Origin of the sequence: Paenibacillus sp. DRB1-1 (genome assembly GCF_052119485.1) — a bacterium.
GTDB lineage: Bacteria > Bacillota > Bacilli > Paenibacillales > Paenibacillaceae > Paenibacillus > Paenibacillus polymyxa_B.
Genome location: NZ_JBODQH010000001.1, coordinates 2,033,614 through 2,060,584, shown reverse-complemented (window position 1 = coordinate 2,060,584; position 26,971 = coordinate 2,033,614). Strand labels below are relative to the sequence as shown.

Here is a 26,971-nt window from a genome sequence, read left to right as displayed (position 1 = left end):
TCATCTGGTAGCTGGCTGCCATCTGGATAGGAAGGCCCTATAGTTTTGCGTCACTGCCTTTCGACAGTTTTGCCATTAACTTGAATAGCTTGTGCGTCTATCATCTATCAAACTGATTTCATGTAACCTCTCATTTACAACTTGGAACGGTTTCCCCATTTTTTGCGGAAGGAATGAGGTGTTTCTCCTACATGCTCCTTGAATAGGTTAATAAAATGGCTCGTATTGGGAATCCCTACGTACCTTGCGATATCCACAATGGACATGTCACTGGTTTTAAGCCAGCTTTGAGCGGCTGTGATACGGACATTAATGAGATAATCAATCGGAGAGAAACCGATCTGCTTTTTGAAATTTTTAGCCAGATTAAACTTGTTTAATTCAAACATATCTGCCAGCGAGTCCAGTGTTATTCGCTCACAGTAAGACTGATCCAAATATTGCTGTACCCGGCGTACTTCGCTGAGGGTTTCAGCATTCACATGTGGATGATCATAGGGATGCTGCAAAATGAACGTCAGTATTTCACCAATGAGCCTGGACGTTAGTAGCTCAGCGGAAAGACTTCTGTCAGACTGCCCGCAAATCAGGGCATGGAGCTTATCCAATATAATATACGGATTATGCATGGAAATGACCGGTTTATTATGCTTGGCAAATTGTTCGTAAAAATTTTCGATCAGGTTGCCATACAGGTACAGGCTGATAAACTCCCAGGATTCATGACCGGAGGTACTGTATTGAACATATTCCTCGCAATTAATAAAGAACAAATCTTGAGGTTTTAAGATATATTTCTTGTCCCGGTACAGTAATTCTCCCTTACCAGACAACGTAAAGACAAGCAAAAAAGAGGCAAGTTCTTTCCTTTCCATCGTAAAAGCAGAGGTTTTTTGGAAGTAGCCTAATTCCTGAATATATAAAAGGGATTGCTTGGCAAAAGCGGAGGGAGTACGTACAATTACGACCGGATCGCTATTCCAGAGGCCCAAGTTGTTTTTTTGGTCTGTTGTCATATTCAATTCCTTTACAAAAAAGCAATTTTATCTAGCATATCTTGGTTTGATTTACCAATATATAATGGCTGATTAAACATGATTTCCTATTTATAAAAGTTTATTTTATCACAACAAATATGTCTATATATCAAAATATGTGTGTGAGCTTTATGGGAGTCTCGCTTTTTATGGATATTTAACCTGATAATCCATATGAAAAAGTCGAATGCTGTTGAAAGAATCTGGGGTTATCATGGATTCAAATCCTTTCTGAGGTCAAATACCAAAATGCTACTGAAAAAAGGTATCTTATGCCCATTCAACTTTCTTGTTCACTTCTCCTTTCGGTTTAAAAAAAATGGGACTTGGTTCTGATAAAATGGTTCGTAAGGCTTATTATTGAAAATAAGAGTTTGGGCCCACTACTGTGATTTTGTTCACAAACATGAATGTAAAAAAGAGAGATATATGCATAAAAAAATACGCAAAAAGTGCCCTTGCGCGTTTCATCAAAAGTGCTTTTAACTTTGGAAATGACACGGGCAATGATATGATGGGTAATACAGGTATAGTGCTTTACTTACTCGATAGTCAGTTTGGAGGATTACAGGATGGGAAAACCAAAAAGTACGAAAACCGCAGCGGCTTGGTCGCTCGTTATTCTAGGGGCAGGCTTTGCAGCCACATTGCCCTTCCAGCAATATGGCTGGGCTCGTTTGTTAGCCGGAGCTTTTGAGGCAGGACTTGTAGGGGGACTGGCAGACTGGTTTGCTGTCACTGCTTTGTTCCGCCATCCGCTAGGCATTCCGATACCACATACGGCGCTGCTTCCTAAAAATAGGGACAAGCTCACGAATGCATTGGTGAGTACCGTGGAAAATAACCTGCTAAACAAAGACAGCATTGCGTCTAAAATTGCAGATATTCGTTTGGCCGATTTGGTGCTGGGCGGTGTGGAAAAAGGAGTGCGTACCCCGGAGGCGGCAGCATCTATAGATGTTCTTGCCAAGCGTCTCGTCCAGTCGCTCCCGCTCGCGGAATTGGCTCCGGTCATCGTGGCGGAGCTCAAGCGGCAGGTGACTGACGTTGACGCCGGACCGCTGCTGGAGGCGCTTGCTCGTCAAACCAGCGAGAAGGGCTATGATCGCCGCGCACTGGATTACACGTTGGAGCAAGCCGAGTCATGGCTTTTGCGACCAGAAACGGGTTATACGCTGGGCACCTTAGGGATGCAGGCTGTTAGCGGTTTGCAGGTGAGCGGGCTGATGCAGTTTGCCTTGAACGCATTCCTCGGCTATCTGAACGAAGAGCGTATGGGTGAAATGATTCGTCATTTCCTGCTGGATCAGGTAGCAGAACTGCAAAGAGAAGAGCACCCGCGCCGTCAGGCTGTGCTGGATGGTCTGAGAACACAGGTGATCCGATTGACGACGAAAGATACGGTTCAGGAAGGGTTGAACGGCTGGAAGGGTAGCCTTGTTGAAGCCTGGGAAGGCGATGCGTCAGTGCTGGGCAAAATGGAAGAACTGCGTATACGCTTATTGGACTACATGGAAGACGGAAGCTATGTGCAGACCTATATTTTACCGCTATTGGATCGGATGCTGACTGATTTAAGAGGGAATACCGAGCTGCTGGACAAGATCAATGTGCGAATTGTGGAAGGTATTACTGGACTGGTGGAAGCCAACCATAGTCGAATTGGTAACTTGGTACGCGAAAATGTAGACAAAATGGATAACAAATCCCTGATTGCACTGATGGAGGACAAACTGGGACAGGATTTGCAGTGGATACGTATTAACGGCGCAGTTACAGGCTTCCTGATCGGCATTGTGCTGACAGGTATCCGTATGCTAATCCAATAGACCAGAAAAAGCTACAGTAAGGTTGTGGAAGCATGAGGCTTTGGCATGAACATTTAATCGACAAATTACCCCGTCCGCAACTGCTGGGGCAACATCGTGAGTGCTGTGCCCTGCGCGGGAATGGGTGGGGCAAGCCACACGCCACCGTGAATTATGTGTTCGATTATCACCCAATGCTGCTGGTGCGCTATCATAGGCTCATTATGGACGAAATGAAAAGCAGAGGGTATAACGTTGATCCACTATGGGAACAGCCGTTGTATCGCGGTAAGCAGTGTGAGCCTTGGGAGGCGGAGCTGGGTGAGGAACTGGCAGGCGCGGGTGCATATGTGGAACATGACGATGAGTATATGAAGGAGTGCCTGGATAACCTGGCTTCCAAGGGTATTTTGATAGAGATTGAAGTGACCTGAAAAAGACGGGCTGCGGTATGTTCATCATTCAGATGAACATACCGCAAGCCCGCTTTTTTGATGCTTCAATGTTCAATGTTTGGGAAGAGACTCGGGAAATTAGATTATAGAATCCAGCGGGTGACCTTTTCCAGCGGTTGTCTGGATTTTTCCCGTTTGGGTTCATGAACGCGATAACCGAAGGCAGCAATGACTGAAATATCGAGCAGCCCGTTCTCCAGCAGTCCTTCTTCCTCCAAAATGGCATGCACCTGATCGTAGTTAAAGCCCTCAATTGGACAGGAATCAATACCGATCTGAGCCGCCGCTGTCATCATATTGCCTAAGGCAATGTAGGTTTGCTTGGAAGCCCAGTCAAATAACGTACGTTCGTTTTCCAGTAAGCGTTGATTTTCGCCCTGGAAAATCTTATAGCGGCCTGGCAGTGAAGCAAAGTCCTCCTCAGACATACCTTTAACCTCTTTATACATATACTCCACGTAAGGAGAATCATAACGAACATCCTTGCGCGCCAAAATCAGGACGACGTGGCTAGCCGCAGGAATCTGTTTTTGACCGCCGCTGGAAACTGCAGCCAGCTTTTCTCTCAATGCCTGATTTTGTACAACTACAAACTGCCATGGTTCAAAACCAACGGAGCTTGGAGAAAGTCGCCCGGTTTCGAGAATGAACTGAAAATCCTCTTCTGGTATGATGCGATTGGGATCGAATTCTTTCGTGGCGTGCCTGAACAGAAAGGCGTCCAGAATTTCTTGTTTTTTAGCTGATGTATTAGACATAAAATGTACTCCTTTTGGAATGGGTTTAGTTGGTACTCTATGGGTTTTCTGCTACTATAATGAGAGCTAATATCGAATATATAGTTATCATATAGAAAGTTTTTGCAGGGAACAAGTACGCACATATTTGTTCCTTGTCATACATCTGGGGCTATTGGTCTGCACATTCTACAGAAAGAAGGGGTATACATGGCACAGGAGATGGAGCATGCAGTTAGCGTTAATTTTGGATGTCCGGTAGCGAAAACCGTCGGGGTTATAGGCGGCAAATGGAAGGGAGTCATCTTGTATCATTTGACCACAGGACCGCGGCGCTATAACGAAATCCGACGGACCTTGCCTAATATTACCCAGCGGATGCTAACCTTGCAGTTGCGTGAACTGGAGAGAGATGGCATTGTGCACCGTGAAATTTATAATGAGAACCCACCGCGTGTGGAATACTCGCTTACCCCGTTGGGAGATACGTTAAGGCCGTTGCTGGATTTTATGAGAGACTGGGGGATCTTCTATGGAGAACAGGGTTGCGAGCCTGTGACGGCAACTTCCAAATCAGGCAAGCACTTTTGTTAAAGGGCATGAAGAAAGCCCGCCAAATGATTTCATAGAAGACGCATAAGAAATCATTAGCGGGCGGAATAAGGTCTGATACACTTATTTAAACTCGATGGCTTCGTTCATCTGCGCCCAGGCCGTTTCTCCAATGATGCCCAAGCGCCAGATAGCGATTCCTTTGAGGTCATAACGTTTGGCTAAACCGATCTTGGCGTTAACGGTGCTATCTTTTTCACTACCCATCGAAATCCCCAAAATGAGCTTGTCCCGCGAGGTTTCCTTCAAGGCCAGTTGTATGGCTTCATCCACTTTATCCAAAGGCTCAGGCGTAGCCTTTTGTCCGTAATCATAGGCCATGATGATCAGATCGTCCGCCAGATTGCCCAGCGTTTTGTAGTCATAGCCAGAGTAAGAGCTGTTCAGCGGATGCAGAACGACGGTGAGCTTGAGCCCGGTCTGATGCGCTTTGGCCGATAGCTTTTTAATAAAGGCGTTGTAGTCTGAACGCGCTTTGGCTTTATCGCCGCTCCAGCCCAATCCTTCCAGGTCTAGCGTAATGCCTTTAAATTGTTTGTCGGTGGCGGTGCTGACGATTTGGGAAATGGTTTGTTCTTGAAGCTGCGCATTTTCCAAAACCTTGGTCAGCTCGTGATTGCCATCTCCGGAATAGACCATCAGGTAAGGGGAAGTCCCCTGGCTGTCTGCCTCCTGCACAATGGACTCCGGTGTTACGGTTCCAGCGGCTTGAGGCCATTTGTATTCCTTGCCGTTTGTCGTAAATTGTCCGTTCGTATCAATTCGACTCCAGCCGAAGGCAACTGCGTTAAAATCCGGTATTTTGGATTTTTGGTCAAAGGAAGACAGCGCATAGAAGCCTACTGTATACATAGCTTCACGTGGCGATGTAATGGAGACCGTCCGTGTTCCCTGGTTCCAGTTCACCGTGGCTCCAAACTGCTGCCCGAAAAAGCCCAGCGGAATCATCGTGCTGCCGTGCACGGTTTGCGGAGCGGCTGTTAGTTGAACCGTTTGTCCGTCCACTGTGGCATTGCGGCTACCCATCTTTAGAACCACCTGCTTGGTAGCAGAGCCTTGCGCCTTGGTAGCAGTGATGCTTTGGCTGGCTTGATCCCATTTCACTGTAATGCCAAGAGCCTCAGAAATAGCGCGAAAGGGAACCATGGTCGTGCCGTTCATCATGGCAGGTTGTACGGGGAACGGTAATGGATATCCGTCCAGCATAATGCTGATCTTACCGGTCTCGGCTTGTGCCAAAGGGCTATAGAAGCCCGCTGCGGTACTCAGAAAAATAGCACTAGATAACAGAGCCTTATTTACGATTTTCATCCTATGATCTCCTATGCTCAATAGATTGCAATGCTATCATGTTAGAATCGTGAGGTATCTACCATTTTACCAAAAAAATGATAGAAAGGTGAATGTGAAATAATAGGATAAGATGAATCTGAGTATGTATTAAAGCTGAATATTAATCGTTTTCTTTCATACAAAAAAAGCTGACCCCTTTAACTAGGTGTCAGCTTTTTCTTTTTAAAACGATCTTAACTTTATACGTAACCCAGATTACTTGCGGCGCTTGAGTGCAATGCCGACAGCTGCGGCACCAAGAACGACTGCAATGATCGAGAGGACAAGTGCTGTCGTTTGTGCAACAGAGCTGGCTGGAACAGAAGCGGCAGGTGCAGCTTCTACAGCATTGTTGGAAGCAGGTGCGGTGCTGCTGCTATCTTTAGTTGTATCTGTACTCGCGTGACCTGCTGCCGTACCCGCCGAATCGTGTCCGTTGTCTGCGGCAGGGGCAGGAGTTGCGGACGTGGCATCCGCCGTGATTTCGGTAATAGAATGAGGATTGTTACTTCCTTCGTCGCCTGTCCATTCCACGATACTTCCGTCACTGTAGTATTGGAAGGCGTCCCAGGCTGCTGCGGTATTCTGGTCTGCATTTTGCGCTACAAAGCTGAAACGCTGATACTGACCCGCTTGAATTCCGTCTTTTTCAGTCGTCCAGGTCACGGTGGTTACTTTGCCAGAGCTGTCTTTTTCGGTGGCTACCTTCCAGTCCGGTACAGGCTCGTATTGTTTGAAAACGACCTCTTTCGGAATTTTCAAGGCGACTTTGGTGGTTGGAATGTTTTTTTCCACGGGTACTTTCAATGTGTACGTTTCCCACGCATTAGGTTGTGAAACAGAAGGCTTAACTGTCACATGTGCACTGGCCATACCTGCAAAAAGTAAGGCACCCGCCGCAATTAGACCCACAGAGGTTGCAAACCTGGAAAATCTGGATTTTGCTGTTTGAATCGTTGTATTCATATTCATTTCGCTCCTTTTAAGTATAAAATAATTATTTTTTACCGCCTACATGCAGGGTGAATTCAGCATCAACGGCATCGAGTGATGCCGTCAGAGCATGTACTTTTACGGCCCATGTTCCTTCGGAGGTCATCAATTCCTGACTGCGGAATGGCTGTTGCTGTTTCACGGGTAGAACAAATTCCTGTTGGTCTTGGTCAGGGTCTGCTGGAGTGAGCGTTAATGTAACCTGCTGGATTCCTGAAACGGCAGCACCCTTGCTATCCTGAACGGATACCTTAAATTCATTGCTGCCCACAGCATTGGGGCTGACTGCGAGCGTAACGTTGTATCCGCCCGTAGTGCGAGTCTCCTCAAACGGTATAGCAGGTGCCTGGCCGGGTGACAGGTGAGTGAGCACCGCGGTCAACAGCATCACGAGCAGGCCGACGGACAACTCGGCACGCAATCCCCCAGCGGCTCGCTTGCTCGCCGCCGCTTGCCGTGCGCTGCGGAACTGGCTGGCCGCGAAGGCCAGCATGACTAGCAGCAGCGCTGCTTTGCCGAGCAGAACGAGTCCATAGGACGTGTTCAGCAGCATGGAGGGAGCCGGAATGTACAGCACGGCTCCATATATACCGGTGGCGAGTAACGCTGCCACCATCGCAATGCCCCAGCCGGCGAAGCGGCGCAAGGCGGCTTGTCGCAGAGTTGCCCGCTCGGATACGGGCAACTCTGCTCCGGCAACCGGCAGGCACACGACCATGACGGCAAGTGAGCCGATCCAAAAGGTTGCTGCCGCGAGATGGACGAAGTCCGCCGCAATGGCTGGAGCTGGATGCGTAGCCGCTGCCGGATGGCCGACAAAGGCTTTGGACAGCATGAGGCATAGCGTTAGGAGAGCTGAGCTGTAGCCCCAAAGACGGCGCTGGCGATTCGAAATGCTGTAATCCAGCGCGTAAATCAGCGTTACGCTTAGGAGCAGCACGAGAATCATCTGGATAAACCAAATTTGTCCGGCTCCAGTAAACTGGAGAGCTTCTCCGAGAATCGGGAGTGAGAAGCCCTCCCTGATGGAAACTCCGGCATCCCATGAAGCCTGAAGTGGCAGGCTGATCAGAATGGCGGCAGACGTTATGCCGTAGCCGCTCCATAGCAGCTTAGTCCAGCGGGGCAATGTTTCAAAGGGCCGCTGATTTTGCTTATGCTGTTCACTTTGATTCTTGTCTTGGCTTATGCTCGGTAAGATGAACAGCCGGAAACAAATCGCTCCAAAAAGCAGCGATAGTCCTATGTAAAGAAACCAACGGACAGCGATTAAGTCGATTCGTGATGTCCCTGAGCCTTCAGGTGCGGTAGCTTGATGGGTAGGCGCATTGGAACCACTGCCCACTTGAAATGGAATAACTCCATTAACCGGATGTCCGTCTGCGGATAAAGCTCTCCAATTGACGGAGTAAATTCCATTTTTCATCCCTGGAACCAATTGAATTTCCATGGTGGCTTTGTGATTCGGGTCAAGCTGTGCTTTTCCTGTGTCGACCCGCTTGCCTGTTTCATCGGTCACTTTGATCGACATGAAGGCAGATTGCAAATCTTCATTGAAGGTGATGGTCACCTGAGAAGGCGACTTGTCCAAAACCTGATTTTCGGTCGGACTGGATTCAATGACAAATGCATGAGCCCACGAAGAGTGAGGAAACAGGATCAGAAGGGGGAGACACAGCAATAAAAGACAAGCCACACGGGCTGGTCTGGACAGGTACAACATGCCTGTGAAGTCACCTTCTCTCGATTACTTGAAGCGAGGATATCCCCATTTGTAACATTTTATACAGGAGGATTTTGCAAAAATCCAATAAGCGACTTCCAATGAACAATATATAGATCGAAATGGCCTAGTTCGTCTAGATATTGCACTTTGGAGCGACTGGAATCGAATTTTGCAAAATCCTGACGGACAAACCCCTTCCTATCTTAATCATAGTGCATATAGCGTGAATAGATGGAGCGAATTATGACATTTATATGAAATTTGAAATAATAAGCATTATACAAAATGCCAATCATATGAAAACCCCTAGCGTGGTTGAATTCAGTACGATTTCAACCACGCTAGGGGCAAAGAGGAAGAGCCTATGAAGGAACTAGAGCCCTGTTTCCATGAGATCCGTGAAAGCAGATTGCTTATGTTGAATATAATGGATAAAAATAGCCGTTAGTTTGGGATCGAATTGGCTACCCGAGCAAGCACGTAGTTCTTCAATGGCCTCCTCGAACGTTTTGGTGGGTTGATAGGGGCGCTCGGTTGTCATCGCGTCAAAAGAGTCGATGATCGTCAGCATCCGACATAAACGTGGAATTTGCTCGCCCTTAAAGCCAAATGGATAGCCTCCTCCGTCAAAACGTTCATGATGCAGCTCCACAAAAGGAACCAAATCTATGAATCGTTCGTTGGCTTCGACAATACGTTTGCCCCACATGACATGCGCTTGCACCATCTGCCATTCCTCACCGGACAGCTTCTCTTTTTTATTGAGGATATTCCAGGGAATCTCCAGTTTACCAATGTCATGAATGAGGGCGCCTAGTATGAAACGTCGCTTATCCTCCGGTCCGAGCTGAAGCACATCGCTCATGTCTGCTGCATATCTGAATACCCGTTTGGAATGCTTGAAGGTGTTAATATCCTTGTACAAGAACAAATTAAGCTGTTGCTCAAGATCACGAATATCCTGCCCCAGATCAACCTCGCGCTCCACTTCATTTAAACTTCCGTGCGTATGAACGATGTTTTTGCCCTGTTTTTTGGCGTAGTAGAGGGCTTTATCCGCCAGATCGACCAGCTGTGATTTGTCGTAGATGTCAATGCGGCTTTGTGCAATACCTGCGGAGAAGGACAGACAGCCGTGTGGAAAAATTTCAACACCCTCATAACGAGAATCATTTAATCTTTTTCGAATAGCATTGACTGTTTCATATGCTTGTTCAGCGGTATGACCGGGCATAAGCAGGGTGAATTCTTCTCCACCATAGCGTGATACGGTGATGTGGGTGCCGGAGGTTTCCTTTTTAAGAAACTCACCGAGAAATCCCAGTAGCTGATCGCCTTTAAGATGACCGAAATGATCATTGTATTTTTTGAAATCATCAATATCAATCAGCGCCAGACTGAGAGGAGTATTCTCGGATCTGGATATATTTAATTCAGCTTCAAGTGTATTTTCGAAGTAGCTGTGATTGTATAGCCCTGTTCTGCGATCCATGTTCGCTTTTTCTTCGATTTCCCGATACAGCGTGAACATTTGCTTGAATGCGTGAGACAGGAGCATGCTTAGCCCAAGGAACAGCAAAAGTCCTAAAATGCCGTTGTTATAAATCAGTGTAGTCAATACCAAAGACAGAATGAGTGTACATAAGTATACGAGCAGGGATTCAGCCAAAAAAGCCTGTTTAAGCTCATTGAAGGACCCTTTGTATGCGATATAAAAGTAGATGCCCAGTGTGATGGTGTTCACCGCAAAGTAGCAAATCAACGCCAGCAGGTAGGAAGCGAAATGATCTTGGTTTAAAGCCCCCTGCGTTCCGCCGCTTAGTTCAAATACTGTTGAAGACAGGAAAATGGAAAGGGCGTAAATGGAAAAATTGACGGTATGCTTCCACCAGGACAGCTCTGTGTGCCGGAACATGGCAATGATTACATTTAACAACAAAATCAGAATAGCAATTTCGGTGCTATGCACAAAAATACAAGCCAGATACACGGAGGAATCCATGGACTGTTTGTTACTGGCCGGTGGTAGCTGGAATGTAAAATGCTCCAGAATCAGAACTGCTCCCAACAGGGAATAGATCGTGACCCATTCTGTTGTCGTATACTGCAAAAAGGACCATTGGTTCGTATACAGGAGGACGATCACGCCTGCCAAACATATGAAAAACACATATATTCCCGTCGCGGTAACCCGTTCTTGCAGCTTTTTTATTATACTCATCATTTCTTCTCCTGCCTTGTCGTATCTTGATGTCAAAGCTACCAGGGGTGAATGGGATAATTTACAATTTTGTAATCGAAAATTTCACATGAAAAAACAGGCCGGAATCCAGCCTGTTTTGTTGAGCCTGTGCTTCCTTTTTTTCTTATCGGTGACTAGCCCCCGATTTTGTAACCGGAAGTCAAAGCAATTATGACAGAAGCTACGATAATAGCATTGATAATCACACGGGAGTATTTCAAGTTTTTCATAGGGTTCCCTCCCTTCCTTGGAATAAGGTGTGCACTAAGCGTGGCGGGGATTGGTTTCTTGCTGCTTATCCTTAGTTCTCTTCACGACCATAATGCTTTGGATAAACAGGAACATCCCGAAGTTCATGACAACATCTCCAATACTAATTACCTGTGTGCGGGGATAGGGCTTGGAGAGAGGAATAATGTCACCAAGCAATGATAGACGCGTGCTCGCATCCATCATGTAATGTTTCGAGATGACACTTCCGGATTTAAGCATATTTGTATAATAGGGTCCCAGCACCTCCGAAGCGCTCAACGAGACCGGCATCCTGCCGCCATTCACCGCCATAACGATAAAATTCATCAATACGCCGATTATAATAAGCTTGAATCCCTTATGATGTCTGTTCAACCAGAGAAATATCAATCCAACCACGTAGACTCCCATAAATAGATACCCGTTAATGGCTGCCAACCAAGCCCACTTTTCCTGGAAATAAAAAATAATGAATTGCACCAGCAGCAGCACGGGGAACATCCAACCGGCTATAAGGCGAATTTGACTGAAACGGATCAGACCTTGCCGCCAGCCTCCTCTGAACAGACCTACAATGAGACCTAGTAGCACTCCATCATAGACCATTATCATTCTCCAGATTCCACAAATTTTTTGTTTTGGTTACCGTATAATTCGACCTGAAATTGGTAAATTCCTGCCTGATATATAGCAGTTTTGAAAAAAAATTGCGGATTAGCGTGTAATTATTCGAAGCCAGACGAAATGAGTGATATTATGATGTATTGAAGTAATTGTTTATATTTTTGTGAAAAGGATGATTATTATTATGAACCGGTTATCGAATACTGTTATGGTTGCCGCAGATATGACCAAATCGCGAATATTATGGATCGCCTTTGTCCTGGGTGCATTGAGTGCTTTCGGGCCGTTGTCCATAGATATGTATTTGCCGTCGCTGCCTACATTAGCCGACAATTTGCATACGACCACTTCGCTGGCGCAGCTTAGTTTGACCGCCTGTCTGTTGGGACTGGCTGTTGGCCAGATCGTTGCTGGTCCGCTTAGCGATGTAAGGGGTCGCAGAGGACCGCTGGTGATCTCGCTCATCCTGTACGCTGCTGCTTCGCTGTTATGCGTGTTTGCGCCGAATATCGGTATGCTCATTGCGCTTCGCTTTATTCAAGGGCTTACGGGGTCGGCGGGGATCGTGATTTCCAGAGCTGTAGCCCGTGATCTATACTCGGGCAAAGAGTTGACACGTTTTTTCTCACTACTTATGCTGGTGAACGGCGTGGCCCCCATTGCTGCACCAGTACTGGGCGGTGTCATTTTGAACTTTGTTTCCTGGCGTGGTGTATTCATGGTGCTTTGTGTAGTCGGCGTGGCTATGCTGATTGCCGTCGTATTGGGTTTGCCTGAAACGTTGCCAACTAACCGCCGCTCATCCGGTGGCTTGAAGCAGACGCTAGGAACACTCGGTCACTTGTTTGCCGATCGACGCTTTATGGGCTATGCCTTCTCGCAGGCGCTGATTACAGGAGCGATGTTCGCGTATATCGCTGGCTCACCATTTGTGCTTCAGGATATTTTCGGGGTTTCTCCTCAGACGTATAGCATCATTTTTGCAGTGAATGGTTTGGGGATTGTACTGTTTTCGCAGTTGACGGGTAGACTCGTGGGTCGCTTCAGCGAACGACAGTTACTCTTGTCGGGTCTGGTAATTGCGGCTGTAGCCGGAATTAGCTTGCTTACTGTAGCTTTTACCGGGGGCCAATTGTTTGCTGTTTTAGTTCCTCTGTTTTTTGTCGTTTCCTGCGTAGGGATTGTGAGTACAACGACGACTTCATTGGCAATGCAGAGTCAACAGCGCTCCGCAGGCAGTGCGTCCGCCATGCTTGGTTTGCTGCCTCTATTACTTGGCTCCATCGCTTCACCGCTAGTAGGCTTGGGGAGTGGAACCACCCCCGTACCGATGGCTGTCGTTATAGCTATAGCCGAGGTTGGTGCGCTATTAAGCTTTGTTGTACTTGCTAAGGAAGCACGCGCTAAGGCTTAAAATAGGGCGAAAAAGTGACATTTTTCCAGAATGTTGACATACCCCATGGGGGTATATTATGATAGGGATATAACAAATGCATAAATGCATATATACACCACACAGGAGGCTGATGTATGGCTGAGGAGCAACCTGTTTCCCACACTGAAGTCCATGAGAATCACTGTGGAACAGACGGGGAAAAGACAGTTAGAAAAAGTCATCATTCGGCAGAGTTCAAGAACAGCCTCGTATCCCGGTTAAACCGTATTGAAGGTCAGGTTCGCGGAATTAAGGGCTTGATTGAGAAGGATACCTACTGTGACGATGTACTGAACCAGATTGCGGCTGTCCAGTCCGCGCTGAATGGTGTCGGTAAGCTGCTGCTGGAAGGGCACATGAAAAGCTGTGTCATTGAGCGCATGCAGGCAGGAGAGCAGGAAGTGATTGACGAGCTGCTGGTTACGGTCAAGAAGCTAATCCGTTAAGAGTAGTATTCATACACATTATGGGTATGGAAGTACCCCTGAGGAGGAAAAGAAAATGGCACAAGTTACATTGAACGTAGAAGGCATGAGCTGCAATCATTGCGTGAAAGCAGTAGAAGGGGCTTTGGAGAAAGTGGGCGCTACCGGCAAGGTCAGCCTCGAAACGAAACAAGTGAATGTAGAATATGACGAGTCCAAGCTGAACGTTGAAGCTCTGAAAACAGCCATTGAAGACCAAGGCTATGATGTTGTTTAGGCTGAAGATGCTTTATGTGTGACAGACTTGTTTCGAAGGAGAAGCTTCCATATTAGAAGCTTTTTCTTTTTGGATATGATATACCCCACTGGGGTATAGGAGGAGGATTACCATGGAAAACCGTGCGACCGACGGTGACAAGCAGACAACGCTTCATATTACGGGGATGTCCTGTGCCGCTTGCGCAAGCCGTATTGAGAAAGGTTTAAATCGAATAGACGGTGTAGCACAGGCTAATGTAAATTTGGCTTTGGAGCAGGCGTCGATATCCTATGATCCCAAGCAGGTGGAGATCCCTGAGTTTCGCGATAAAATTGCTTCTCTTGGGTTTGGAACTGTAAGTGAAGAAGCCAATCTGAATGTAACGGGCATGACTTGCGCGGCCTGTGCAACCCGGATTGAAAAGGGATTGAATCGTATGCCTGGTGTAACAGGTGCCACGGTAAATTTGGCGATGGAAACAGCTCATGTGGAATATGCAGCGGGGAGTATTGCGGTTGGTGATCTGGTGAGCAAGATTGAACAGCTAGGCTACGGAGCGATCCCGCAGAGCGCTGAGGACAATATCGCCGATGTGCGCAGTAAGGATATCCATCGTAAAAAATGGAAGTGGATTGTGTCCGCAGTGCTGTCATTTCCGTTGTTGTGGGCGATGGTGGCTCATTTTTCCTTTACATCATGGATTTATGTTCCAGAACTGTTTTTGAATCCATGGTTCCAACTAGTGCTGACAACGCCGATTCAGTTCGTCATTGGTTGGCAGTTTTATGTGGGTGCGTACAAAGCGCTTCGTAACGGCAGTTCGAATATGGATGTGTTAGTTGCACTGGGTACGTCTGCGGCTTATTTTTACAGCTTGTACCTTACTCTGCGTCCGTCTGATGTCATGGAGGGAATGGCGGGAATGTCTGTCATGACCATGCCAGAGCTGTATTACGAGACAAGCGCGGTGCTAATTACGCTTATTTTAGTTGGTAAATGGTTTGAAGCGGTAGCCAAAGGGCGTTCGTCCGAGGCGATCAAGAGCCTGATGAGTCTACAGGCTACGACGGCACGTGTAGTACGTGATGGACAAGAGCTTGATATACCGATCGAACAGGTACGTGTGAAGGATATCTTTATTGTACGGCCCGGCGAGAAAATTCCTGTCGATGGTGTGGTCGTGGACGGACGTTCGGCAGTGGACGAATCCATGTTAAGTGGTGAGAGTCTTCCGGTTGAAAAAGAAGCGGGTTCCGCAGTTACAGGGGCGACGCTCAATAAAAACGGGGTACTACGTATTCAGGCTGAGCGTGTAGGTGGTGATACGGCGTTGTCCCGCATTATTAAGGTTGTGGAAGATGCGCAAAACTCCAAGGCCCCGATTCAGCGGATTGCAGATCAGATTTCCGGTATTTTTGTCCCCATTGTTGTTGCTATCGCTGTGTTGGCCTTTATCGTCTGGTTTTTCCTTGTGACGCCGACTGATTTTGCAGGCTCACTGGAGAAAATGATTGCAGTTCTCGTCATTGCTTGCCCTTGTGCGCTCGGATTGGCAACCCCAACGTCCATTATGGCAGGATCGGGACGTGCCGCTGAATACGGTATTTTGTTCAAGGGCGGCGAGCATTTGGAGATGACCCGTTCAGTCAACGCAGTGGTGTTGGATAAGACAGGTACAGTTACGAATGGCAAGCCAGAGCTGACGGATGTGATGGTTGGAGCAAGCGGCTTGGCTGAAAAGGATTTGCTGCGGTTGCTCGGTGCGGCAGAAAAAAGCTCGGAGCATCCGCTGGCGGAAGCCATTGTAAAGGGGATTGCAGATCGAGGCATTGAGCTGGTAGGACCGACAGATTTTGAAAATATTCCGGGTTATGGTGTGAAGGCGCATGTGGAAGGTAAGCAGGTATTGGCGGGTACACGCCGATTGATGAGCAGGGAAGGCATCGCGATAGATGACTCAGCTGAGCAGCATATGAATGAGCTGGAAAGCGCAGGCAAAACCGCGATGCTTGTTGCTGTGGATGGTTCCTATGCTGGACTGGTGGCCGTGGCGGATACGATTAAAGAAACCTCACGGGAGGCAGTTACCCGTCTGCGCGCGATGAACATTGAAGTCATCATGATTACGGGTGACAATGAACGGACTGCGCGGGCTGTTGCCGCCGAGGCTGGAATTGAACGAGTGCTGGCGGAGGTGCTGCCTGAAGGAAAGGCTGAAGAAGTGAAACGGCTTCAGGAGCAGGGCATGATCGTAGCTATGGTTGGAGATGGTATTAACGATGCGCCTGCACTGGCTACTGCTAATATTGGGATGGCGATGGGCACGGGAACGGATGTGGCCATGGAGGCGGCGGATATTACCCTCATGCGCGGCAACCTGAACAGCATTCCTGATGCGATCGAAATGAGCCGCCGGACCATGACAAACATACGGCAAAATCTGTTTTGGGCGCTCGGTTATAACGTGATCGGTATTCCGATTGCCGCTTTGGGCTTCCTCGCCCCATGGTTGGCGGGAGCAGCCATGGCATTTAGCTCTGTTTCGGTTGTGCTGAATGCACTGCGTCTCCAACGGGTGAAGCTGTGAATGTATGGATGTATTAGCAGGATAGCGTGCTGTCGGACATCTGTTGCGAGATAAAGTTATTATCAGAGTATAGAGCAAGTACGCACAATTGGTTTTCTGCGTGCTTGCTTTTTGTTGCGTTTGTTTTTTTAAACCATTCAACTTTCATCACGTCAGGTTGCTTATCATTCGCGAAAGTTCCATAATATTTGTAGGAGTGCCATGCAAGCATGCAAGAACTTCTTCGTATACTCACAGCTTGAAGTAGATAAAGAGCTTATATTATGGATTAGGAGTGAAGCAGTCATGAATGATACGATTTCCTTGTTGATGAACCACCGGTCTGTGCGAAAATTCAAGTCAGACCCCATTACCGACGAGCAGCTCGCAGCTATTGTGGCAGCTGGCCAAATGGCATCCTCGTCCAGCAATGTGCAGGCATATACCGTTATTGCCGTTACCGAGCCTTCTTTAAAGACAAAACTGGCCGAGTTGGCAGGAGGGCAGGCTTACGTTGAGCAATGCCCTGCGTTTCTGGTATGGTGCGCAGACCTGTATCGTTTGAAGCAGGTCACGCTCCACCATCAGCCAGGTCAGCCTTCCTATGAAGGTTCCGTCGAAAATTATACGGTTGCGACCATTGATGCCGCGTTAGCTGCACAAAATGCAGCGGTAGCCGCTGAATCACTGGGCCTGGGCATCGTCTACATCGGCGGTATTCGTACTAAAATAGCAGAGGTATCTGAGTTGTTAGGGTTGCCAGAGCTGGTGTATCCAGTGTTCGGTATGTGTATTGGTGTACCGGATCAGGAAACGGGCTTGCGTCCACGTCTTCCACTGTCCGGTGTTATGCATATGAACGGTTACGATAAAAACCAGACGATGAAAGCTGTAGAGGTATACGATCACACATCTGCGGAATATTTGAAGGAACGTACAGGCGGTCAACGTTCTACGCCATGGTCTGAGCAAATGGCTGCGAGACTGACCGAGCCAGCACGCTTGCAGTTGAAGCCATTTTTGGAACATAAGGGTTTCTTGAAGCAATAAAAGCTGAGAAGTGACAAAAAACTCTGCAAAATAAAAGAACCTCCTTATTTACGCATGATGAAGTCCCGCGTAAATAAGGAGGTTCTTTGCTGGTATGCCTTTATCAATCAGATAGTGAGTAAAAGCGTCTCGTGTTTTCATAAAATAATTGACGGACGGCAGATTCATCTTGATGGGTCAGCTTGCTGTACGCACGAATGACGTCGGCAGTCATCCGGGGATGTGTCTCTTGTCCAGTAAAAGGTCCCTCGAACGGCCAGGGACCATCTGTCTCTGCCATGATCTGATCAGACGGATACTGTCTTGCCAAACTGCAGATATCTTCTTCGTACAGGAGATCCGGTGTGAAGGAGACATAATAGCCGTTCCGGGCCATACGTTCGGTCGTGGCGGCAGAGCCCTTGAACCAGTGAAAATGCGCCTGTGTGATGCCATGACGTTCCAAAAGGTCACAGGCGATGTCTGCGTCCTCATAAACGGCGTGCAGGACAATGGGTTTGTTATGCTTGCTTGCAAACTGGATAAAGCGCTCTAGTAGCACTATGTAGGGAGCGAGGTCAAAAGGTGAACCGCTCTGTGAGGCTTCCAGCCGATTGTAATAGGGCAAGCCGACTTCACCCACGGCGACCATTTGCTGTACATGTTCGCCCATCCAGTCGAACAAGAGGTTAAGCTCAGCTTGCGGTGGGAGAGCCTGTTCGGGATGAAAGCCAAAGGCTGGTCGTACCAGCCCGGGGTAACGCTTGGCTAACTGCAGATTGGCTCGGCTGGAGCCCAGATGCATCGACACGGCTATCACGGCTTGGACGCTGCTATTGGCAAGTGAAGCGAGCAGTAATTCCTGTTGTTCGGGCGGGTAGCTGTCTAAATGAATATGCGCGTCGATCAATGGAGCGGTTGCGGAAGCGTTCAATTTCAATGCAGAGAGCCTATTTAGATTATTCATAATGATTTACCCCGTCGTCTGAGGTAGTTTTACGGACACTTTCAGTGGTGTCCATGTCGCCGTCCAGTTTATGTTTTTCCTCGCGCATCCAGCTGGTCATGGTCCGCTTCCATTCAATAAAGAGCGGATCGAGGGTGATTTCTTCCCTACGCGGGCGGGGAAAAGGAACATCTACGACATGCACCACTGAAGCGGGTCGCGCCGACAGCACATAGATGCGGTCGGAGAGCAGCAACGCTTCTTCAATGCTGTGGGTAATAAACAGCACAGAACGGCGGTTCTTTTCCCACATCCGTAATAACCATTGCTGCATGTCTGCACGTGTCAGCGCATCGAGTGCGCTGAACGGCTCATCCAGCAGCATTAATTCCTGCGGGCTGAGCAGTGCGCGAAGAAAGGCTGCGCGCTGTTGCATTCCACCAGACAGCGTATGTGGATACGCCTTGGCGAATTTACCAAGTCCAACCTGTTCGAGCCATTGCAAGGCTTCTTTGCGACGCTCGCGTTCACTGGCGTACTGAGGGGGTACTGCTTTATTTTTACGTGGAGAATTTTCCTGCCCGAGCAGTACGTTGTTCAGCGTGGTACGCCACGGGAAAAGGGCGGGCTGCTGCGGCATATAGCTGATATGCCCACGTTCACCAGTCATGTCCCGTCCGTGCATACGGATACGTCCCTGCTGGGGTTTGAGTAGCCCACCGATGATATGAAACAGCGTGCTTTTGCCGCTGCCTGACGGACCGATGAGGGAAACGAATTCTCCCGGCTTGACTGTGAGGGATACATCCTGTAGTACGGGCAGTAAGCTTCGCTTTTCGCGGAAGGCAAGGCTGATCCCGTCCAATTCCAAAGCAGGAGGAGCAGTTGAAGGACTCTGTTGTTCCCCGGCTCGTTGTTCATTAGCCGCGTTGTGTGATGATAATTCAGTCGGATGCAGACTCATACGCGCCACGTCCTTTCTTTGCTGTATGTAATTCAAGGAGGAAGCTACTCTTGATCGGGTTTCCAGCGAACCAGCCATTTCTCCAGTAGTAAAATAACCACAAACATGAGTAAGCTGAGTGCAACAATAATGCCGATGGCGGCAAAAATGAGGTCCGTGCGATAGGCTGATTTTTGCAGCAGCATATAATATCCAATTCCTTCACTAGCTCCGATCCATTCCGCAATGATCGCACCCATCACACTATAGGTAGCAGCAATTTTAACGCCAGAAAAGACTTGCGGCAGGGAATGTGGCAGCTCCAGCTTCATAAAAATAGCCATGCGGCTTGCACCCGACATCCGCATATAGTTCATCATCGTACGGTCTGTTCGAGTCAGCCCGTCCATGGCCGCTACAGCCACGGGAAAAAAGCATACTAGGGTAATGACCATCAGCTTGGGCAGCACGCCAAAACCAAACCACACCATGAGCAGCGGCCCTAGAGCGATGATCGGAATGTTTTGACTCAGAATAAGCAGCGGATACAGGGCGGATTTGAGAAAAGGAATTGTATGAAGAACGATGGCGATCAACAGTCCCGTTGCTGTCCCTATAGCGAATCCCGCAAGTGTCAGACGAATCGTAGCCCATGTATGGGCACCAAGCAGCGCCGTTTGTGCCATGCCCTCTTGTACGATGAGGGATGGAGCAGGCAGCAGCCAGGATTCAACATGCAAATAGGAAACCGCCCCCTGCCAGGCCGCTAAAAAGAAGAGGACCGCCACAAGGGGCGGCCATACGCTTTTCCACCAGGATGCGTTCTTGCCTTTCGGATTCATGGGCGATATTTCTCGGTCAGCTTGTTCATGCTGATGCCTTGTGGGTTATGTGCGATTTTGATCTGTGAAATGACGCTGGGACTGCCCGCTTCCGTCAAAGCCTCGTGCATTTCTTTGACCACTTTCAGCAACTCGTCGAGCTCGCCCTCCATGGTCGTATCCAATGGATTCACTTGATGTTTGACGCCGGAGCGCTGAATGACCTCAATCGCCTTATCTACATACGGGTAAGAGTCCTCATTATTAGGAGTTTTAGGGATTACTTGAATACTGAGCAGTGTGTTAGCCATGCAAATTCACCTGTCCTTTATTTGGAGTGTTATTAAAAAAATATGGTGGTTTAAGGCGGGGAGACCGCTTCGCGTTTCATTTGATCTTACGATCGCTGTTGCCGTGGGATTCTTTGAATAAATTTTAAAAGGTAAGAATCCAACGGCAAAGGCGAACGCTGCGCTTTTCCAGATTCAAATGAACCGCTCCGCTGCCAACCGCCTTAAAAGCACCCTGTTTTTAAAGCTGGTTTGTGTGGCATTTTTAACACACAAGCGCACCTACTTAGCGCTTAGATAATATGAAAAACTAAAGAATAAACCAAGTGGAACGAGAACGAAGTGGGCGGAATGGTGCTGTACAAGCGTTAGCGTTCGCCTTTGTACCCAGATTTCAACCTCTGGATATTCATAAAAGAATTCTGGGTACAACAGCGATGGGAGGCAGCATCCGACTGCGTAGTGGCGCTTCGTTCACTTCTCTAGTTCGGTCTTATTTTGCGTTTTAACAAATGATCAGCGCTTGGGCAAGAAGTCATTTGTGAAGGCTTTATCGACTTCCAAAGGCTTGCTGAGCAGCTTGCGTTCGTACATCCAGTCCGAATAGTTTTGCCATACCTCTGCTTTTTGCACGCCCCATTGCGCGGCATCGTCCTGATAACGCGGGCTTAGCCATTTTTGGCTGGCGAGCACCAGTTTTTTATCCAGCTCTGGTACAGCTTTGCTTAAGATGTCCGCAGCTTCTTCTGGATGGGCGATAGTGTATTCATAGCCTTGTGCGGTAGCGTCCATGAATGCTTTGACTAGCTCTGGATCATTTTCTATCGTCTGTTCGTTGCTTACAATTACAGGCGTATAGTAATCAAGGCTTTTGGAATAATCTTTTACATACAGCATATCCAATGGCTCACCTCGAAGCTGGGCTTCGATTCCGGTCCATGCATAGAAAATCCAAGCAAAGTCAATATCCCGCTTCACGGCTGTAAAATAGTCTGCATTGCCCATGTTGATGATCTTCACTTTGCTCACATCGCCTTTGTCTGAATCCATGATGGATTTCATGACCGCTTCTTCTACGGGAGAGCCCCAACCGCCGTATTTTTTACCTTCAAAATCTTTCGGGCTCTTAATTCCGCGATCTACTGGGGCTGCGAAGCCTGAGGTATTATGCTGAATCACTGCAGCGATGGATACAAGCGGCACACCTTGCGTACGAGCTTGTGTGACGCCTTCTTGGTAGCTAATACCAAAAGGAGCAGCATTAGAAGCAACCATTTGATCGGCTCCGCCTGAACCAGGTTGAACAATTTGGACATTCAAACCCGCTTTTTCGTAAAATCCTTTGTCCTTAGCGACATAGAGTCCCGTATGATTCGTATTGGGTGTCCAGTCGAGCACGACTTTAACATCTTTGAGCCCCTTTGCCGGAGTAGACGTTTGGGTGTCGGTAGCGGGAGCCGCTTCTTGGGATGTGGGGGCACTTCCACCGCAAGCGGTCAGGATCAGGGCCATGAGCCACAGACTGATCAGTCCCAGGCTTAACATTTTCATGCGCTTCATCGTTGTGTTCTCTCCTTTAATTACCCGTTATCCGTCCAATCAGACAGCTTAAGTTCCCCATTTTCTAAAAATAACATCTGCCGGACGCGATCTTTCCAACAACATAATCTTCAATAAAAAAAGCGCCCCGAGTTTCCGGGACGCTTGCGCTTGTATATACCAAAGTAAGGGATGGTCCTATGTAAAAAAGGCACATCTTGCTTAAGCATTCCTACGCTGGCATTACCCAGATCAGGTTGTAAGGGTCAGTGTCTTGGGACACACTCTCAGCCGGCCGATTCCAGCACCCCTGGCATTGTATGGTTTAATGGGTTCATTTATTCGGGTTTACTACGACGATTATATGCCTTGAATGCGGGTCTGTCCAGCATGAAGGGAGAGATGACGGTTCATTTGCCGAACGACAGGGTACACTTTTACTGTGAGCTTTGATCTGAAAATGAGCATGAATCAATCCGATTCGATCCGGTCATGTTATTTTTAGAACAGCTACGCAGGTAGGTTCAGATGGGCTGGTGCCCAATGGCGTGGCCGTAGAGAATTCTAATTCGTGAAAAGGAGTTGTTGTACTGTGGGTAAAACGGAAACATTGGATCGCAACCAACTGGAACAAGCCATTGTGAAGGCTTTGGATAACAACAAATTTTGCTCGTTAGGTACGGTAGAGGGTGGCAAACCAAAAGTACGCTATATGGCCCTTTTTAACGATGGAATGAACATTCATCTGGCGACAGATCGCAAAACGCATAAAGTGGATGAGCTAAAGGACAATCCGAATGCTTATCTGCTGCTGGGTTATGAAGTTGGTGGTACGAAGGAAGTCGTAGAAGTGGAGGCTACCGTCCAGATCACAGCTGATGAGGGGCTGCGCAAACAAGTGTGGAACGATTCCTTGAAGGAATGGTTTTCCGGACCGGATGATCCCGATTATGTCATTCTGGACGTGAATCCGACACGCATTGAGTATGTGGGTCAGCAAACTGAGCGCCAAGTGTGGAATAAATAATAAGAATATAAATCGACAAACCAGTGAATCTCCGAGTTTTTAAGGAGGTTTGCTGGTTTTTATTTTTTGAGAAAATTAATTATTTTTTCATAAATAATTTAAGTAAATGACTACTCTTTTGCCTGGCGTTGGATTAAAATAGAAATGGTGGGTTCAAGGCTTACATATATGTGCAAAAGTATGTATATGAGGCATACACCTTAATGAGGAGGGGTATATTTTGTTATTTCGTAAAAATTGGTTTAAAGGGTTTACAGCAGCAGTTGTAGCTTGTAGTATGCTGGTGTTTTCAGCCGCTCCATCCTGGGCAGCTAGCAATTCTCGCGATAGCGCTACAGTGAATTTGCGGATTATGGAAACAACGGATATTCATGCGTCCCTGATGAACTATGATTACTATTCGGACAAAGAAACCAACGAATATGGCCTGATTAGCACAGCCGGTTTGATCCAACAGGCGCGTAGTGAAACGAGAAACAGCATGCTGTTCGATAACGGTGATTTGTTACAGGGCAATCCATTAGGCGATTATATGGCCAGAAATAAAACCTTCGAGAAAGAAGGCGGTGTCCATCCGGTCTACAAGATGATGAACCTGATGGGCTATGATGCGGCGACAGTGGGCAACCACGAATTCAACTACGGCCTCGACTTTCTGGAGAAGTCGCTCAAGGGAGCCGATTTTCCTTACGTAAATGCGAATGTTTATGTTGATAAGGGGGGGCAAGCTACTAAAAATTATTTTACCCCTTATCGAATTCTTGATAAAACGGTAACCGACGAGAAGGGCCAAGAGCATATCCTTAGAGTGGGCGTAATCGGCTTGGTCACACCTCAAATTATGCAGTGGGATGAAGCCAATTTAAAGGATAAAGTCGTTACGAAGGATATTGTGGAAACGGCGAAAAAGTTTATTCCTCAAATGAAAACGGAAGGTGCCGACATTATTGTCGTTCTTGCGCATACAGGTTATGAGGATGTGCCACAAACGCCAATGATGGAGAATGCCGTTAAATATTTGAGCCAGGTGGACGGAATTAACGCTATTCTGTTTGGGCATGCTCATAAATCTTTCCCTGGCCCTGATTTTAAAGATATGAAGGGTGTAGATCTGGATAAGGGAACCATTAATGGCGTACCGGCCGTGGAAGCTTCTTCATGGGGCAAGGATCTGGGGATTATTGATCTGAGCCTGGAAAAGAAAAAAAACGAGTGGAACGTAATCAACTCCCAGTCTCAAGTGCGTCCGGTTGTGAGTACCACAAACCAGGCTGTGCAGTTTACTCCTGACTACAAACTGACAGATTCGATCAGGGAAGAGCATAAAGGAACGCTGGACTATATTCGTCAACCTGTTGGAACAACGACTGCACCGATTAACAGTTATTTTGCATTAGTGCAGGACGACCCTTCTATTCAAATCGTAACGAATGCACAGAAATGGTATGTTCAAAACCATCTTAAAGGAACTGAATACGAAAAACTTCCCGTATTGTCGGCAGGCGCTCCATTCAAGGCCGGTGGTCGAAACGGAGCCGAGTATTACACCAACATTCCTGAAGGTACGATAGCGATTAAAAACGTGTCCGATCTGTATGTGTATCCGAACACGGTTCATGCTGTAGAAGTGACCGGTGCTGAAATTCAGGAGTGGCTGGAGTGGTCTGCAGGTCAGTTCAACCGCATTGATCCAAAGCAAACTGAGGAGCAATCGCTGATCAACAAAGATTTCCCAACCTACAATTTTGATGTCATTGACGGTGTGAATTACCAGATTGATGTAACCCAGCCTGCACGATATGATGCCAAGGGAACTATTATTGATTCTTCAGCTCATCGTATCAAGGATCTGCAATACAATGGGAAGGCTATTGATCCTGCGCAGAAATTTATCGTAGCCACCAATAACTATCGTGCTTCCTCATCCAAACTGGCCAACCCAGATGGCAAACGAATTGTGATGGCAGCACCGGATGAAAGTCGCCAGGTCATTATTGACTATATCCGTACGAACGGAACGATTAATCCATCGGCGGATGGCAATTGGTCTCTTGCTCCTTTTGGTCAGGCAAAGGTTACTTTCGAGTCCTCTCCTGATGCCAAAGACGTGCTGGCAGGAAATCAACAAATTTCATACTTGAGCAGCGCGGCAGACGGCTTTGCCAAATACAGCTTAAAAGCTGGCGCTAAGCCTAGTGCAACAACGACTCCTGTAAAGGAAGCTGTGGCTCCCGCGAAAGCGACAGCAAAACCAGCTGTTAAAACGACCAAACCTGCAGCTGTTAAACCAGCTAAAACAACGAAGCCGAAGGCGTCCAAATAACTTCGGATTTTCCACTCAATATCAGAATGAAGCAGCAAGTCTCTTTAACCAAGAGATTTGCTGCTTTTTTTGATGCCAAAAACAACAGCCCCGAATTTATCATGATTGTAAAAAGTTTTCTGATTTTTGTCGAATATGTACTTAAGTCCTAAGTTGTCGTTAAGAATAAGCTACTTTTTTGTAAAAACACGTAATTATATAGTGCTTTTGTTCTAGTTATTTGTGATATAATGGTGAAAAAACCGGAAAATTGTTCCGAGGAGGACCATTATGGCATGCAGCAATTGCAGCATCATATTACCTATTAAGGATCAAGGATTGCTCATAATTAGGCATTCCAGGGTGTCGCTTACTCCAGCATTAGATGGTTTGGGTATGCTATCGGAACAACTGAAGCAGGAACATGGGCGTGAGGGCAGCATAGAGTTTCGCTTTGACAGCCGTTCAGAGCTGGAACAGCTGGTTAACGGACTGGCTCGTCTGCCGCAGGAATACCTGAACCATATGCAAGTTGTGGTAACGGGTTTGCATCATATCGAAGGATATGAGGACTGGCTTTTATTTAGTCAATTGCAAGCCAGACTGCAACATCCAGATATCGTGAGTATTATTAAGGATCAAAGTTTTTCCAGCCATATGCAGCCCATTGTTGACCACAAGCTGGATATTATCGGGTTTGAGTTTTTGCTGCGTCCGTCACATGCAGAGAGACCTTTTCAGCCTTTCCGGCTGTTTGAAATCGCCCGTGAAGCTGGCTTGCATGCTCATCTGGATCGCTCGGCTCGTATTTCCGCTATTGAAAAAAGTGCAACATGCCTTCCGGCGGGAATTAAACGTTTTATTAACTTTCTTCCTTCCACCATTTATAATCCGGCTTATTGCTTGAATCACACCTTTGAGACGATTGATCGGTTATCCATGAGTACGAAGGATTTTGTATTTGAGGTCGTAGAAACGGAAGAGATAGACGACCTTAATTTTCTGCATCATATCTTTGATCAATATCGCAATCGAGGAGTTTCGGTAGCCCTGGACGATGTGGGGGCAGGTTATTCTACGACCGAACTTATGAATTGCCTTCAGCCGGATTATGTTAAAATTGACCGCAGTATAATTGACGGCTGTCATAGTAATAGTGATCAGAAGCGGCAAATTACAGGGATTGTAGAATCGGCTTTTCGTTTTGGAGGCCAAGTGTTAGCTGAAGGAGTAGAGCGGATGGAGGATTTTCAATTTTGTCGTGAAGCAGGTGTATCACTGGCTCAGGGTTATTTGTTTGGCAAGCCGGAGCCTGGTCCGCCCTCCAATTTTATACTTAGTAGTGTAATATAGTCAGGAACAAATTTAAGTAGACGTAGTTTATAAAAATTGGAGCTTAAATAAGGCTGTGGCATAAGCAAATTTCAATTCTATTGGACAGCGCTTTATCACCATTAATGTAAAAAACGCGAGTTGCAGAGGTTATTTCACCCCTGCAACTCGCGTTTTTTGGTCATGCTTGCCCACCTGAGCAAGTTCTGGACAATCGAAGCCACCCAGTCTCCAATTTT

24 protein-coding genes and 2 riboswitches are annotated in these 26,971 nt (G+C 47.3%); of the genes, 12 read left to right on the top strand and 12 right to left on the bottom strand.

What is annotated here, in order from left to right; all coding sequences use genetic code 11:
- Positions 1–3: 3 nt before the first annotated feature.
- A riboswitch (cyclic di-GMP riboswitch) is annotated at positions 4–84 on the bottom strand.
- Positions 85–134: 50 nt separating this feature from the next.
- The gene (locus ACQW03_RS09085) at positions 135–1,016 is read right to left on the bottom strand and encodes an AraC family transcriptional regulator (protein ID WP_071639278.1); all 882 of its coding nucleotides are present in this window, start codon (positions 1,014–1,016) and stop codon (positions 135–137) included.
- 593 nt (positions 1,017–1,609) lie between these two features.
- Here ACQW03_RS09085 and ACQW03_RS09080 point away from each other — a divergent pair.
- Together ACQW03_RS09080 and ACQW03_RS09075 are read left to right on the top strand one after the other, a co-directional pair.
- The gene (locus tag ACQW03_RS09080) at positions 1,610–2,866 is read left to right on the top strand and encodes a DUF445 domain-containing protein (protein ID WP_441949392.1); all 1,257 of its coding nucleotides are present in this window, start codon (positions 1,610–1,612) and stop codon (positions 2,864–2,866) included.
- A 32-nt stretch (positions 2,867–2,898) separates the two neighbouring features.
- The gene (locus ACQW03_RS09075) at positions 2,899–3,279 is read left to right on the top strand and encodes a TIGR02328 family protein (RefSeq protein WP_029514679.1); all 381 of its coding nucleotides are present in this window, start codon (positions 2,899–2,901) and stop codon (positions 3,277–3,279) included.
- Positions 3,280–3,383: 104 nt separating this feature from the next.
- Here ACQW03_RS09075 and ACQW03_RS09070 read toward each other — a convergent pair whose 3' ends face one another.
- Positions 3,384–4,058, bottom strand: a complete 675-nt coding sequence (locus ACQW03_RS09070) for an NAD(P)H-dependent oxidoreductase (protein WP_104497418.1) — start codon at positions 4,056–4,058, stop codon at positions 3,384–3,386.
- 189 nt (positions 4,059–4,247) lie between these two features.
- Between ACQW03_RS09070 and ACQW03_RS09065 the strand changes: the two genes are divergently transcribed.
- Positions 4,248–4,631: a winged helix-turn-helix transcriptional regulator gene (locus tag ACQW03_RS09065; RefSeq protein WP_441949389.1), complete on the top strand. Its 384-nt coding sequence runs from the start codon at positions 4,248–4,250 to the stop codon at positions 4,629–4,631.
- A gap of 81 nt (positions 4,632–4,712) precedes the next feature.
- Here ACQW03_RS09065 and ACQW03_RS09060 read toward each other — a convergent pair whose 3' ends face one another.
- The 5 genes from ACQW03_RS09060 to ACQW03_RS09040 form a co-directional block, all read right to left on the bottom strand.
- Positions 4,713–5,960 (bottom strand): stalk domain-containing protein, encoded by a 1,248-nt coding sequence (locus ACQW03_RS09060; protein WP_441949387.1) that lies wholly within the window; start codon positions 5,958–5,960, stop codon positions 4,713–4,715.
- Positions 5,961–6,197: 237 nt separating this feature from the next.
- The gene (locus ACQW03_RS09055) at positions 6,198–6,947 is read right to left on the bottom strand and encodes a YcnI family copper-binding membrane protein (protein WP_220026793.1); all 750 of its coding nucleotides are present in this window, start codon (positions 6,945–6,947) and stop codon (positions 6,198–6,200) included.
- A 31-nt stretch (positions 6,948–6,978) separates the two neighbouring features.
- Positions 6,979–8,697 carry a copper resistance CopC/CopD family protein gene (locus tag ACQW03_RS09050; RefSeq protein WP_220026794.1) on the bottom strand — a complete coding sequence of 573 codons (1,719 nt, stop codon included), beginning with the start codon at positions 8,695–8,697 and terminating at the stop codon, positions 6,979–6,981.
- Between the two features lie 376 nt (positions 8,698–9,073).
- Positions 9,074–10,924 carry a bifunctional diguanylate cyclase/phosphohydrolase gene (locus ACQW03_RS09045; protein ID WP_441949384.1) on the bottom strand — a complete coding sequence of 617 codons (1,851 nt, stop codon included), beginning with the start codon at positions 10,922–10,924 and terminating at the stop codon, positions 9,074–9,076.
- A gap of 282 nt (positions 10,925–11,206) precedes the next feature.
- Positions 11,207–11,800 carry a DUF5317 domain-containing protein gene (locus tag ACQW03_RS09040; protein WP_071639292.1) on the bottom strand — a complete coding sequence of 198 codons (594 nt, stop codon included), beginning with the start codon at positions 11,798–11,800 and terminating at the stop codon, positions 11,207–11,209.
- Positions 11,801–12,002: 202 nt separating this feature from the next.
- Here ACQW03_RS09040 and ACQW03_RS09035 point away from each other — a divergent pair, with 202 nt between their 5' ends.
- From ACQW03_RS09035 to nfsA, 5 genes are all read left to right on the top strand, one after another.
- Entirely contained in the window at positions 12,003–13,232 is a 1,230-nt protein-coding gene (locus tag ACQW03_RS09035; RefSeq protein WP_071639294.1) for a multidrug effflux MFS transporter, read from the top strand.
- Between the two features lie 116 nt (positions 13,233–13,348).
- Complete coding sequence (locus tag ACQW03_RS09030) at positions 13,349–13,699, top strand: metal-sensitive transcriptional regulator (RefSeq protein ID WP_013308456.1); 351 nt, start codon at positions 13,349–13,351, stop codon at positions 13,697–13,699.
- Between the two features lie 55 nt (positions 13,700–13,754).
- On the top strand, positions 13,755–13,955 hold the full coding sequence (locus tag ACQW03_RS09025) for a copper ion binding protein (RefSeq protein ID WP_013308457.1): 201 nt from the start codon (positions 13,755–13,757) through the stop codon (positions 13,953–13,955).
- Positions 13,956–14,067: 112 nt separating this feature from the next.
- Entirely contained in the window at positions 14,068–16,524 is a 2,457-nt protein-coding gene (locus ACQW03_RS09020; protein ID WP_441949380.1) for a heavy metal translocating P-type ATPase, read from the top strand.
- A gap of 285 nt (positions 16,525–16,809) precedes the next feature.
- Entirely contained in the window at positions 16,810–17,553 is a 744-nt protein-coding gene (gene nfsA / locus ACQW03_RS09015; protein WP_220030635.1) for an oxygen-insensitive NADPH nitroreductase, read from the top strand.
- Positions 17,554–17,656: 103 nt separating this feature from the next.
- On the opposite strand, the gene ACQW03_RS09010 is transcribed toward nfsA, so the two are convergent.
- Genes ACQW03_RS09010 through ACQW03_RS08995 form a run of 4 tightly spaced genes read right to left on the bottom strand, consistent with a single transcriptional unit; the run spans position 17,657 to position 20,553 of the window.
- Positions 17,657–18,499, bottom strand: a complete 843-nt coding sequence (locus tag ACQW03_RS09010) for a TatD family hydrolase (RefSeq protein ID WP_071639304.1) — start codon at positions 18,497–18,499, stop codon at positions 17,657–17,659.
- A complete protein-coding gene (locus tag ACQW03_RS09005) occupies positions 18,492–19,442 on the bottom strand; it encodes an ABC transporter ATP-binding protein (protein ID WP_441952350.1) in 951 nt (316 codons plus the stop codon). Before ACQW03_RS09005 ends, ACQW03_RS09010 begins: the two co-directional genes overlap by 8 nt.
- Before the next feature lie 44 nt (positions 19,443–19,486).
- On the bottom strand, positions 19,487–20,263 hold the full coding sequence (locus ACQW03_RS09000; protein WP_071639306.1) for an ABC transporter permease: 777 nt from the start codon (positions 20,261–20,263) through the stop codon (positions 19,487–19,489).
- Positions 20,260–20,553 carry an MTH1187 family thiamine-binding protein gene (locus tag ACQW03_RS08995; RefSeq protein ID WP_016818835.1) on the bottom strand — a complete coding sequence of 98 codons (294 nt, stop codon included), beginning with the start codon at positions 20,551–20,553 and terminating at the stop codon, positions 20,260–20,262. The genes ACQW03_RS09000 and ACQW03_RS08995 overlap by 4 nt, the downstream gene beginning before the upstream one ends.
- A 305-nt stretch (positions 20,554–20,858) precedes the next feature.
- Between ACQW03_RS08995 and ACQW03_RS08990 the strand changes: the two genes are divergently transcribed.
- The gene (locus ACQW03_RS08990) at positions 20,859–21,041 is read left to right on the top strand and encodes a hypothetical protein (RefSeq protein ID WP_441949377.1); all 183 of its coding nucleotides are present in this window, start codon (positions 20,859–20,861) and stop codon (positions 21,039–21,041) included.
- A gap of 7 nt (positions 21,042–21,048) precedes the next feature.
- Here the strand turns inward: ACQW03_RS08990 and ACQW03_RS08985 are convergent, their stop codons facing one another.
- On the bottom strand, positions 21,049–22,092 hold the full coding sequence (locus ACQW03_RS08985) for an ABC transporter substrate-binding protein (protein WP_441949375.1): 1,044 nt from the start codon (positions 22,090–22,092) through the stop codon (positions 21,049–21,051).
- A gap of 191 nt (positions 22,093–22,283) precedes the next feature.
- A riboswitch (TPP riboswitch) is annotated at positions 22,284–22,393 on the bottom strand.
- Between the two features lie 270 nt (positions 22,394–22,663).
- Here ACQW03_RS08985 and ACQW03_RS08980 point away from each other — a divergent pair.
- The 3 genes from ACQW03_RS08980 (at position 22,664) to ACQW03_RS08970 (ending at position 26,753) form a co-directional block, all read left to right on the top strand.
- Positions 22,664–23,098, top strand: coding sequence for a pyridoxamine 5'-phosphate oxidase family protein (locus ACQW03_RS08980; RefSeq protein WP_028541212.1), 435 nt, complete (start codon positions 22,664–22,666; stop codon positions 23,096–23,098).
- A 220-nt stretch (positions 23,099–23,318) separates the two neighbouring features.
- Positions 23,319–25,421, top strand: coding sequence for a bifunctional 2',3'-cyclic-nucleotide 2'-phosphodiesterase/3'-nucleotidase (locus ACQW03_RS08975; protein WP_220030639.1), 2,103 nt, complete (start codon positions 23,319–23,321; stop codon positions 25,419–25,421).
- Between the two features lie 270 nt (positions 25,422–25,691).
- Entirely contained in the window at positions 25,692–26,753 is a 1,062-nt protein-coding gene (locus ACQW03_RS08970) for an EAL domain-containing protein (RefSeq protein WP_071639313.1), read from the top strand.
- The last annotated feature ends 218 nt before the right edge of the window (positions 26,754–26,971 follow it).